The 12077-nt window shown below is 28.8% G+C and carries 14 protein-coding genes; 12 read left to right on the top strand and 2 right to left on the bottom strand.

The window, feature by feature from the left end:
• Position 1: 1 nt before the first annotated feature.
• Positions 2–814 (bottom strand): ABC transporter permease, encoded by an 813-nt coding sequence (locus AC5SL9_RS00495; protein WP_006997402.1) that lies wholly within the window; start codon positions 812–814, stop codon positions 2–4.
• 123 nt (positions 815–937) lie between these two features.
• On the opposite strand from AC5SL9_RS00495, the gene AC5SL9_RS00490 reads away from it, so the two are divergent.
• Positions 938–1438 (top strand): GcrA family cell cycle regulator, encoded by a 501-nt coding sequence (locus tag AC5SL9_RS00490; RefSeq protein ID WP_006997403.1) that lies wholly within the window; start codon positions 938–940, stop codon positions 1436–1438.
• A gap of 171 nt (positions 1439–1609) precedes the next feature.
• On the opposite strand, the gene AC5SL9_RS00485 is transcribed toward AC5SL9_RS00490, so the two are convergent.
• The gene (locus AC5SL9_RS00485) at positions 1610–2578 is read right to left on the bottom strand and encodes a complex I NDUFA9 subunit family protein (protein ID WP_011281754.1); all 969 of its coding nucleotides are present in this window, start codon (positions 2576–2578) and stop codon (positions 1610–1612) included.
• A 16-nt stretch (positions 2579–2594) separates the two neighbouring features.
• On the opposite strand from AC5SL9_RS00485, the gene AC5SL9_RS00480 reads away from it, so the two are divergent.
• The 11 genes from AC5SL9_RS00480 to trpB are packed head-to-tail and all read left to right on the top strand — an operon-like array spanning position 2595 to position 12077.
• Entirely contained in the window at positions 2595–3206 is a 612-nt protein-coding gene (locus AC5SL9_RS00480) for a ribonuclease D (protein WP_011281753.1), read from the top strand.
• Positions 3207–4178 (top strand): KpsF/GutQ family sugar-phosphate isomerase, encoded by a 972-nt coding sequence (locus AC5SL9_RS00475; protein ID WP_011281752.1) that lies wholly within the window; start codon positions 3207–3209, stop codon positions 4176–4178.
• Entirely contained in the window at positions 4179–4763 is a 585-nt protein-coding gene (gene lptC, locus AC5SL9_RS00470; protein ID WP_011281751.1) for an LPS export ABC transporter periplasmic protein LptC, read from the top strand.
• 1 nt (position 4764) lies between these two features.
• A complete protein-coding gene (locus AC5SL9_RS00465; RefSeq protein WP_011281750.1) occupies positions 4765–5541 on the top strand; it encodes an ATP-binding cassette domain-containing protein in 777 nt (258 codons plus the stop codon).
• A 3-nt stretch (positions 5542–5544) separates the two neighbouring features.
• On the top strand, positions 5545–6873 hold the full coding sequence (gene aroA, locus AC5SL9_RS00460) for a 3-phosphoshikimate 1-carboxyvinyltransferase (protein WP_011281749.1): 1329 nt from the start codon (positions 5545–5547) through the stop codon (positions 6871–6873).
• Positions 6870–7523, top strand: coding sequence for a (d)CMP kinase (locus AC5SL9_RS00455; RefSeq protein ID WP_006997410.1), 654 nt, complete (start codon positions 6870–6872; stop codon positions 7521–7523). The genes aroA and AC5SL9_RS00455 overlap by 4 nt, the downstream gene beginning before the upstream one ends.
• On the top strand, positions 7523–9253 hold the full coding sequence (locus tag AC5SL9_RS00450; RefSeq protein ID WP_006997411.1) for a S1 RNA-binding domain-containing protein: 1731 nt from the start codon (positions 7523–7525) through the stop codon (positions 9251–9253). Before AC5SL9_RS00455 ends, AC5SL9_RS00450 begins: the two co-directional genes overlap by 1 nt.
• A gap of 3 nt (positions 9254–9256) precedes the next feature.
• On the top strand, positions 9257–9547 hold the full coding sequence (locus tag AC5SL9_RS00445) for an HU family DNA-binding protein (RefSeq protein WP_006997412.1): 291 nt from the start codon (positions 9257–9259) through the stop codon (positions 9545–9547).
• Positions 9537–10229: an orotidine-5'-phosphate decarboxylase gene (gene pyrF / locus AC5SL9_RS00440; RefSeq protein ID WP_011281748.1), complete on the top strand. Its 693-nt coding sequence runs from the start codon at positions 9537–9539 to the stop codon at positions 10227–10229. Before AC5SL9_RS00445 ends, pyrF begins: the two co-directional genes overlap by 11 nt.
• The gene (locus AC5SL9_RS00435) at positions 10226–10855 is read left to right on the top strand and encodes a phosphoribosylanthranilate isomerase (protein ID WP_006997414.1); all 630 of its coding nucleotides are present in this window, start codon (positions 10226–10228) and stop codon (positions 10853–10855) included. Before pyrF ends, AC5SL9_RS00435 begins: the two co-directional genes overlap by 4 nt.
• Positions 10845–12077, top strand: a complete 1233-nt coding sequence (gene trpB / locus AC5SL9_RS00430) for a tryptophan synthase subunit beta (protein ID WP_006997415.1) — start codon at positions 10845–10847, stop codon at positions 12075–12077. Before AC5SL9_RS00435 ends, trpB begins: the two co-directional genes overlap by 11 nt.

Below are 12077 nucleotides of genomic sequence, written 5' to 3'. Positions count from 1 at the left end.
ACTAAGATTTAATTTTATAACCTTTTTTGTAAAGAAGAAAAGCAACATACCACATAACAATACTTAATATGGTTAGATAGATTAGGCCTATTGTTATTGGTCCATCTGATTTTCCTAAGAAGCCATATCTAAACCCATCGATCATATAAAAGAATGGATTTATGTGACTAATATTTTGAAATAATTCTGGCAGTTTATCTATAGAATAAAATACACCTGATAAAAAACTTAATGGAGTTATTATAAAATTTGTTACAGTTGCTGTATGATCAAATTTTTCAGCCCAAAGGCCAGTTATAAAACCAAGACTTCCAAGAATAAATGCACTTAAAAAACCAAATACAAAAATATAAAAAATATTATAAATTGTGATATCAACTATTAATGAAAAGACAGCTATTGAAATTATAGCTATTAAAAAACTTCTTGTTAAGGCAGCTAGTATTATTGCCATCGACACTTCAAGGGCTGAAAGTGGTGCATAGAGCATATCAACAATGTTTCCTTGAATTTTTCCTATCATTAGTGAAGAAACAGAATGACTAAATGATTGTGTTAAAATGCTCATTGCAATTAAACCAGGCGCTAAAAAATTTATAAAAGAATAGCCAAGCACATCTCCTCTATTATTGCCTAAAGCTAGGGACAAAACTGATAAAAATAATAAACTTGAAACAAGTGGAGATAACAAAGTTTGCTGCCAAACTGCCATGAACCTGTTACACTCTTTAAGCCATAGGCTTTTAAAGCCAATCCAATTTACAAAGCCAAACTTTTTAACTCCGATATGATATTTTTTATCCAATTCAACCATAAGTAATCATATATAAATTTTAAAAAAAGATGTGTATAAAACAGAAAAATCCATTGTCTTTTTTTTATTCTTGTGTGATCTGTATATAGTTATAAAATTTAATTAACATACTAAATATAGAATATGAGCTGGAACGAAGAAAAAGTAGAAAAGTTAAAAGAACTTTGGGGCAAAGGAAGCACTGCAAGCCAAATAGCTGAAATAATCGGTGGTATTAGTAGAAATGCAGTAATTGGTAAAGCTCATAGATTAAATTTATCATCAAAAATTAAAACTAGAAATGCATCTTCAAGCCAAAATTTTGATAATAGTTCAGAAGAAAATTCTTCTAAGCAAAAAAGAGGACGAAAAAGTAAGTTTCAATCCTTAATTATTGAAAAAGACTTTGAACCAGAAAATCCTAAGAAATTAGAGGAACTAGACGAGAGCTCTTGTAAATGGCCTATAGGTCACCCTGAAGAACAATCATTTTATTTTTGTGGGCGATCGTCTTTAAAAGATTTTTCATATTGCAAACTTCATTTGCTATATGCCTATCAGCCAAAAGGAAGAAAAGAAGAGCCTGTAGCTGATAAAGATGAAGAGACACCTCAGTATATTGATAAAAAAATTAATACTGCTTAATAATTATTAATTTAATTAATCTTAATTTTTTATTTCTTATTCTTCCCATTAAACCCTCTAATCAGAGATTTTATGATTAGATAAATTAGATAAGAGAAAATTGAGAATATTAAAAAATAAATAATATTAATTATCATAAATAATCATACAATTTTAGTATAGGAAATTCTATTAAGAATTAGCAGGGTTATATTTTTTTGTAGAAAATTGCCCACCTTCTCTCCACATATAGCTATATTTTTCTACTTCATTATCAAATACTCTTGTGCTTGGAACCCCAATATCAGCATTAGTTTGATATTTACCTGAAGGAACATTATCATATTTTAAAAGCGTAAGCTGATCTATTGTTAGGAGTGGTTTTGGAAATAATTGAAAAACTTTAGCAGACATAGTTGCTACAAAAAGAGGTAATGGTACTAATAATCTTTTTTTATCTATTAAATGTAATAATTTTTTTAAAATTTCTTTTAAGGATAAGATGTCAGGCCCAACACACTCTATAATTTTCGAGTAAATACTTTTAGAGACAACATGATAAATGGTATCAGTTAAATCCGAACAATGTATTGGAGCAAATTTAGTTGATCCATTATAATAAAGAGGGAAAAATGGAAGTCTACTGAGTAAAGTCATAAAAGACGTAGTAAAATTATCATCAACTGAATAAACTACAGAAGGCCTTAATATTGTTGCTAAAGGAAAATTTTTTTGAATATTAAGTTCGCCATCTAATTTACTTTTTGCATACTCTGAGTCTGGTGCATCATTTATCCCTAATGCTGACAAATGAATAAATTGCTGAACTTTATATTCCTTACAAAGTTTAGATAAAATAGATGGAAAAATAGAGTGAATATTTTTGAAAGTATTGCCCTTGCCACTTTCATATAAAATACCAATTAAATTTATACAAATATCAGTTTGAGAGAAAAGCTTTCTAATTTTTTTTTCATCAAAGATATTAGCTTCAACAATGTCTATGTAACCTGCATTAGCTTGAGTTTTTATTGCATATCCTTTTTGATGAAGGTTTCTAGTAACCACAGTTACTTTATAATTATTTTTAGTAAGCTTTCTTATTAAATGACGACCTATTTGACCACTACCGCCAAAAATTAGACAATTTTTTGCTTTCATATATATATAATTAAAAATGAATATTGATATTAAACTTCACAAGAATGATCTACCAGAAGATTTAGATTTAGGCAATATTATAGCGGTTGATGGAGAGTTTATGGGTCTCAATGTTAAGCGTGATCCTTTGTGCCTTATTCAAATATCAACTGGTAATTCTGATGCTCATATTATCCAGCTTGATAGGGAAAAATATGATGCTCCAAACTTAAATAAAGTTCTTTCTGACGCATCAATCATAAAAATATTTCATTATGGTAGGGCGGACATGGCTCACATTAAGCATTACCTGAAAACAGAAACTAATAATATTCTTGATACAAAAATAGCTTCAAAATTAGCTAGATCCTATTCTGATAGTCACTCCCTAAAAACATTAATTAAAGAATTTATGAACGTAGATGTAAGTAAACAATTTCAAAGTTCAGACTTTGGAGGAGAGCTATCTCCAGCACAATTAAAATATTGTGCTAATGATGTTATTTATTTGCATAAAATTCATGAAGAATTAAATAAAATTCTAGTAAGAGAAAAGCGAATTGATTTATATAAGAGCTGTTTAGCATTTTTAAAAACTAGAGTTGATCTTGATTTGGCTTTATTTAAAGACGATATATGGTCTCATTAAATGAAAAAAAGAAATTATAAAAAAATTGCAAAGAGTGTAATTGATCTTGAAATCAAAGCTTTAAAAAAATTAAAAGATTCAATTAATAATTCTTTTAATGAAGCGGTAGAATCGTTGGCAAACTGTCAATCAAAAGTGATATTATGTGGGGTAGGCAAAAGTGGATTAATAGCAGCAAAAATTTCAGCAACACTTTCCTCTGTTGGCACACCTTCATTTTCACTATCTGCAAATGACTGTTCTCATGGTGATCTTGGTAGTATTTCAAAAAAAGATATTTTAATTTTGATAAGTTATTCTGGTTCCACAGAAGAGTTAAAAAATATTATTAAATATGCAAATCGAAATAAAATCACTCTAATAGGAATAATGTCTAAAAAAAATTCGATATTATACAAAGCGTCTGATATCAAACTCCTTATTCCAGAAGTAACTGAAGCAGGTCTTGGTATCGTTCCAACTTCAAGCACAATTAATCAATTGAGCATAGGTGATGCGTTGGCAGTAGCAGTTTTAAATAAAAAAAATATTAATAAAAAAGATTTTAAAAAATTTCATCCCTCTGGAAATCTTGGTGCACAACTTAGAACTGTTGAAGAATTAATGATCACAGGAAAAAAAATTCCATTTGTAAATGAAAGCTTAAATATGAAAAAAGCTTTACAAATTATTTCAAATAAAAAACTTGGTACTTTAATTGTTCAAAATAATAAGAAAATCACTACAGGAATAATTACTGATGGCCAAATTAGAAGAGTTAATGCAATGAGCAATAATCTCCAAGATCTATCTGTCAAAAAGGTTATGACCAAAAACCCTATAAGCATCAATCTAGACACTCTTGCTGAAAAAGCTTTATCTATAATGAATGCAAAGAAAATCACTTCATTATGTGTTCACAAAGATAAAAACAAAAAAAAGACAATTGGAATTTTACATATTCACAACATACTTCATTCAAATATTCGTTAAATGAATAAAAAAACAGGCCTACAAGTTGTAATGGTTCTTATTATTATCCTTATTTCATTATGGTTTTATTTAAAGTACTTCACTGAGAATTTTGAAGATGTAAAGGAAACTCAAGTTAAAGAAAAAATTGATGAAAATCAAAATAGCAACTCAACCTATATTGATGATATTAATTATGTTTCTACCGATGTTAAAGGTAATAAATATCAGATCACTGCAAAACAAGCTGAAATTAAAGTTGAAAATTCTGACGTGATGTTTTTAAGAGACGTTGTAGCTTTTATTTTTATAAAAGATTCAGACACAGTTAAAATTACTTCTAATTTTGGCAAATATAATTCAAAAAATTATGATACTATTTTTTCTGAAAATGTAATAGTTATTTACCCAAGACATAAGATATCAGGAGAATACTTGGATTTTTCCTTTTTAAGTAATCTTGGGACATTTACTGAAAATGTCGTTTATGCTGGAGAAAAAACAAATTTATATGCTGATAAAATTGAAATGAATCTTACTACCAAAGACACTAAAATTTTTATGAATGATACTGGAAAAAAAGTATTAATCGAAGGAACTAAGTAATATGGGTGTAATAAAAAAATTTAGGATTAAATCTTTTAAAAACCCTCAGCCCTTTATCTCTCTAGAAAATATATCATTATCATTTGGTAAGAGAAAAATTTTAGACAACGTAAGCTTTAAGATTAATCATGGACAAATTTTAGGAATGTTAGGACCAAATGGAGTTGGAAAATCAACAATTTTTAATTTAATCACAGGTTTAATTAAACCTGACTTTGGTAAAATTAAATTTGAGGGGATTGATGTTGTTGATTACCCAATATATTTGAGAACAACAAAATTTAGAATTGGGTATGTTCCTCAATACGGTGGTTATTTTAGTGATCTTACTTTATTAGAAAATTTAAAAGCAATAGCAGAAATCGTAATCGACGATAAAAATTTAATTCATCATAAGATTGATATGCTTATAGCTAAATTTGAATTAGACGCTATCAGAGATATAAAAGCAAAGTTTCTATCTGGTGGACAAAAAAAGAAGCTAGTAATTGCTCTTGCCTTATTAAGTGACCCAAAGGTGCTTTTACTTGATGAGTGTTTCGCAGCACTAGATGTTCTGACTATTAAGATGCTACAGGAAATCATTGTTAATTTACAAACAGAAAGCAACATAACTATTTGTATTTGTGATCACCAAGCGCGAGATCTTCTTTCTTGTGTGGATGTAGCAGTCATTTTATCAAACTGTAAGATTGTAGCGCAAGGATCTCCTAATGAATTGATTAATAACACTGAGGCCAAAAATGCTTATTTCGGTGACTCTTTTAAATTTAATTAAAGCATGTCAAAAACACTCATAATTAAAGATAAAATAAAAAAATTTAATAAACAGATAAGAGTTAGTGGAGATAAGAGTTTAAGTATAAGATGGGTTCTTTTAGCTTCTCAAGCAATTGGAAAATCAAAAGGTTACAACCTTTTAATGTCAGAAGATGTATTAGCTGCAATTGATAGCATCAAAAAACTTGGCATAAAAGTGCGGATACAAAAAAATTACTGTGAAATAGTAGGCAATGGAATTAATGGCTTTAAATACATTAAAAACTTAACAATAGATGCTAAAAATTCCGGAACACTTGGTAGATTAATTTTAGGTCTTTTAATTAAATCTCCTAAAAAGATAAAGATAATTGGTGACAAAAGTTTATCTAAAAGAGATTTTTCAAGAGTAACCACACCTCTAAGAAAATTCGGAGTTAAATTTTTTTATAAAATAAAGAATAAACTGCCTTTAACAATTCTTGGCACACAATCAGCAAAAGGTATTAAATATTTTGAGAACAAAGGTTCAGCTCAATGCAAAAGTAGCGTAATGCTTGCAGCATTGAATGCATCAGGAACAACCTCTATTAAAGCAAAGAAATCAAGAAATCACACAGAATTACTTTTTAAATATTTAAAAATTCCAATCAAGGTAAGAAAGACTAAAAAATTTGATTTTATAGATATTAAAAAACCAAAAAAAATTATTGCCTTCAATTATCAAATTCCAGGAGATATAAGCTCAAGTGCTTTTTTTATGGTACTAACAACGCTTGCTGATAATTCAAAACTTTTAATTAAGAATGTAAATATCAATCCTTCTAGAGTAGGAGTTATTACAATCTTAAAAAAAATGGGAGCCAAAATAACACTTGAAAACCAAAAAAATTATAGAGGAGAAAAAATTTCTGATATTTTAATAAAAAGTTCAAAAAAACTTAAAGCTATTAATTGTCCAGTTGAATTAAATAGTAGTGCCATTGATGAATTTTTGGTTATTTTTTTAATTGCAGCAAAAGCAAAAGGTATTTCTTATTTTAAAGACCTTTCAGAACTAAACCAAAAAGAAAGTCCAAGATTAATTTGGGGTTCTAAAATTTTAAATATGATGGGTATAAAAACAGATTTAACAAACGATTCTATTAAGATTTATGGACAACCTGATTTAGAAATAAAAAAACCAATAACTGTTAAAAACTATCTAAAGGATCATAGAGTTTTTATGATGAGCACAATTGCTGCTTTAACCTTTGGTGGAAAATGGAAAATTTATGATAAAGACTCTATAAACACTTCCTTTCCATCTTTTTTGAAGATAATTAAAAATATAAACCATTCATCACTATGAAGCTTAAAAAAAAAATTAAAATCGCTATAGACTCACCTGCTGCTGCTGGTGCCGGCACTCAAGCAAAATTAATTTCTAAATATTTTAACTTATTTTATTTAGATACAGGAAAAATTTATAGATTAATTGCAAATATTAAACTTACTCAACCAAATAAGTATAGTCATAGTTTAATAAAAAAAAAGATGCTCAAATTAACTATGAAAGATTTGCAAAATAAAAAATTGTTATCAGATGAAGTTGGAACAATGGCATCAATTATATCAAAAGATAAAAAAATAAGAAAACTTGTTCATGCATTTCAAATTAAAAGCGCTTATCATCCTCCCAAAAAGTATAATGGATCTTGTTTAGATGGAAGAGACATAACTTATAAGATAATTCCTGATGCTGATTTTAAATTTTTTATAACAGCAAATACTAAGACTAGAGCTTTAAGAAGGTATAAAGAGTTAAAAGGACTAAATAAGAAAATATCTTTTAATGAAGTCCTAAAAAGTATCAAAAACCGTGACAAAAGTGACTATAATAGAAAAGTTTCACCTCTTATGAGAACTCGAGATTCGGTCTTGATTAATACCACGAATTTAACTAAAAGATCATGCTTTTTAAAAATTAAACAAATTATGGATAGGAAACTAAAAGCTTAATGGAAATTTATAAAGACCTTTCAAACCCCGCCTCTAAAGAATTCGAACAATTACTAAATTCACAGTTTACTAAAACAGCAAATCTTGAAGAAGGAAAAATTATTACAGGTGTAGTAAACAAAGTTACTGATAACTTTGTATTTCTTGAAGTACCTGGTTTAAAATCAGAGCCTATCTTAGATATTAATGAATTAAAAAGCATGGGTATGCTTGATAAAGCAAAAGTGGGTGAAAAAATTTCTGTTCTTCTTGAAAGGTTAGAAGATAAAAAAGGTGAAGTACTAGTATCAGCTTCAAAAGCTCAAAAAATTCAAGGTTGGGACAAACTTGTTGAAGCGTATGAAAAAAATGAACCTATCATGGGTAAAATTACTGGACGTGTTAAAGGTGGATGCATAGTTGAACACATCGATACTGGTTCTTTAATGTTTTTACCTGGATCTCAAATTTCAGATAAACCATTAAAAGACATTAGTCATTTAATGAATGAGCCTCAAAAATTTGCTCTAATAAAATTAGATAAAGTTAGAGGAAACGCATGTGTTTCTAGAAGAGAAATAATCTCTTCATTTAAAAAAGAAGATAAAATTAAAATTGTCGAAAAATTCAAAGTTGGGGATATAATTAAAGGTGCTGAAGTAAAAGGCTACAGTTCATTTGGTTGTTTTTTTAGTGTTAATGGTGAGCTTGATGTTTTAGTTCACTTACAAGAAATTTCTTATTCAAGAGTTAATCACCCTGATGAAGTTTTTACAATTGGTGAGAAACATGACCTTAAAGTAATCAGTGTTGATCTTGAAAAGCTTCAGGTTGGTTGTTCAGTAAAACAACTTACACCAGACCCTTTTGAAAACATTTCAAATTATGAACTAAACAAAATCTATAAAGTAAAAGTCGTTAAGCTTATGGACTTTGGAGCTTTTTGTGAGCTTGAAAAAGGATTATCAACTTTATTGCACTCAAGTGAATTAAGTTGGACTAAAAAAAATATTTCTGCAAAAAAAATGTTTAAAGTTGGAGATGAAATTGATTGTGTAATCACTGAAATTGATAAAGAAAAAAGAAGAGTGGCAATATCTCACCGTTTAACAACTGATAACCCTTTTGAAACATTTGAAAAAACTTACCCAATTGGATCTGAGGTTGAGGGTGAAGTTGCAAGTAAAAATGAATATTCTATTTTCTTAAAAGTTGATGGCTTAGATATTGATGCTTTCTTGCATTGTAATGATTTAACTTACCTAAATAATGGTGAAGAAGAATTAGCTAAATATAAAATTGGCGATAAATTAAAAGTTAAAGTATTAGAAGTAAAAGCAGCAGAACAAAAAGTTAGAGTTGGCTTACGTCAAACTCAACCAGACCCTTTTGATTGGTTTAATGATAAAAAGGTTAAACAAACTATCACTGTTAAGATTATTTCAACTGACAACAAAGGTCTTGTTGTAAGACCTGAAGGCTGTGAAATGGACTTCATTATTAAAAAATCTGCAATAGCTATTAATGCTGCTGATGCAAGACCTGCTAGATTTACAGGTGGAGAAAGAATTGACTGTGCTATTCAAGAGTTAGATATAGATAAAAGAAAAGCAACATTAAGTATTAAACTTTTAGAAGAAATTGAGCGTAAAGTTGCACTAGATACTTATGGTTCTGAAGCAAGTGGTAAAAACTTACCTTTCTCATCATTATCTGATGATTTAGAGAAAAAGAAAAAAGAAGACGAATAAAAATTGGCTATTGTAAAATCAAAGCTTCTAAAACAACTCGCTAATAACTACCCAAATTTTTTAAAAAAAGACTTAGAAAAGTTTACTGATATTATTCTTACTGAAATAAAGCAGGCCCTTAAACGAGGAGATCGTGTTGAATTAAGAGGTTTTGGAATGTTCTCTACTAATATTCAAAAGGCAAGAATATCAAGAAATCCCAAAACAGGAGAGAAAGTGAATACGCCTGAAAAAAAAACAATTCACTTTAAAATGTCTAAGGAAATGTTTAAAAAATTAAACAATGATGAATAAAAATATCTTTGTTGCTTGTGATACATCAAGCTTAAAAGAAATAAAAAAAATAATTAGCGATACGAAAACTAATAAACTTCAAATAATTCCAAAATTTGGCTTACAGTTCTTTTATTCAAAAAGTGGGAGAGCTTTTCTTCAAAATTTTAAGAGAGATTATTTCTTAGATTTAAAAATAAATGATATTCCACAAACTGCTTTATCTGCAATGGATAGTTTAAAAGATTTAAAGAAATGTAAATATATTACAGTTCATGTAAGCGGTGGCCTTGAAATGCTTAAAGCTATTACAAAAAAAGCTAAATCAATTAACAAAAATTTAAAAGTATTAGGAGTTACAATTTTAACAAGCCTTAACAAAAAATCTCTTGAAGAAATTGGTCACACCAAGACCGTAGAGCAGCTAGTATTAAAACAAGCTGGTCTTATAAAAAAATCAGGTGCAGCTGGAATTGTGTGTTCTGCACAAGAAGCAAAAATAGTTAGGAAAAAATACAAAAATTTATTTATTGTTACGCCAGGAATAAGGCTACCTGGAGATGATGCAAATGATCAATCTAGAGTAATGACTCCTAATGATGCTTTTAAAAATAAAGTTTCTGGTATTGTAATGGGAAGGTCATTAATAAAGGGTAATATCAAAAACAACATTAAAAGATTAATTAATCACTTAAATCAATGATCCAACCCTGCAAGATTTGTGGGATCTCCGACTCTAAAACTTTAGAATTTTTAACTTCCCATCCTACTCCACCTAAGATGATAGGGTTTATTTGTAATTGGCCTAAATCAAAAAGATTTGTTGAACACAGCAAGCTTAAAAAGCTATTAAAAGTTGATAAAAAAAAATCAGAATATGTTGCTGTATTAGTTAAACCTAATGAAGATATATTAGAAAAAATAAAGGATTTACCATTCGATTATTATCAACTTTATGATTGTACACCTACTGAAGTTAAATCAGTTAAAGAAAAATATAATAAGAAAATTATTGTTGCGATAACTGTAAAAGATCAAAATGACACAGTTAAATATTTAGAATATAATGAGCTTGCAGATATAATATTATTCGACAGTAAAGGTTATGAAAAAAGCATGTCCTTTGATCATCAATTAATTAAAAATATTAAAATTAATAAAGAATTGATGCTTGCTGGGAATATTCAAATTGAAGATAACCTTGAAAATTATAAAGAAATTGCAGACATTATAGATATTTCTGGAGGTCTAGAAACATCTGGATTAAAAGATGTTTCAAAAATAAATATTTTTTTAAATAAAATTAAATTAATTAACAATGAAACTTAAAAAAAAAATTCCTTTAATTGATCAGCACAACAAAAATGGATTTTGGGGTGGTAAATTTGGTGGAAATTTTATACCTGAAACATTAAAAAAGCCCATTGAGGATTTAACTGAACTTTTTGAAAAACTTAGATACGATAAAAAATTTCTTAAAGAAAGAGACTATTATTTTAAGAATTATATAGGCTCTCCTACTTCATTTATTAAACTTCAAAACCTATCAGATCACTTAAGTGGAGCTCAAATATATGCCAAAATGGTGTCTGAGGCGAACGGAGGAGCTCATAAAATTTATAATGCAACAGTTCATTGCCTTATTGCTAAAAAGGCAGGGAAAAAATATGTCGTTGGTGATACGGGTGCAGGGTATGCTGGAAAGATGCTGAGTATGGCTGCTAAAAAATTTGGCCTTAAATGCAAAATATTCATGGGTGCAAAGGATATTAAAAGACAAAAGCCTAATGTAGATGCAATGAAAAAGAATGGTGCAGAAGTTGTACCTGTTTATTCAGGAAGCCAAACATTAGTAGATGCTGTCAGTGAATGCATGCGTTATTGGGTTTCAAATTGCGATAACACCCATATGTGTGTTGGATCAACAGTAGGCCCTAATATATTTGTTAAAATTTGTGGCTGGAGTACAGCTCAAATTTCAAGAGAATTGAAAGTTCAAATTCAGTCAGAATTTAAAAAGATGCCTAAAAAAATTAAACTCATTAATTGTGTTGGAGGTGGAAGTTCAGCTTATGGGTTTTGGAGTGAGTTTATTGATTATGACAAAAAACAGATTGAATTAATTGGTGTTGAAGCTGGTGGACCAAAAAATTCAAAACTACATGCAGCACCTCTAACTAATGGAGCTAAACTTGGGATATTGCATGGAGCTGCAGCTTATGTTTGTCAAAATAGTGAAGGACAAATTAACGATACCGCTTCTATTTCTGCTGGATTAGATTATCCTGGGGTATCCCCTATTCACTGCTTCTTAAAAGATACTAAAAGAGCAAGATATACATCTGCAACTGATGAGGCGGCTTTAAATGCATACAAACTAGTTACAAAACTTGAAAAAATAAACCCAAGTCTTGAACCTAGTCATGCTTTTGCTGAAGCTATAAAAATTGCTCCAAAATTAAACAAAGATACTATCATTATTGTTAATTCTTGTGGTGATGCCAAAAAGGATCGTGATATTTTAAAAGAAAGATTGGGAAAAATTAACTAA

This window comes from Candidatus Pelagibacter sp. PS_37 (assembly GCF_059417825.1).
Note: the sequence above shows the minus strand (reverse complement) of the source record. Positions and strands in the feature narration are given on the sequence as shown.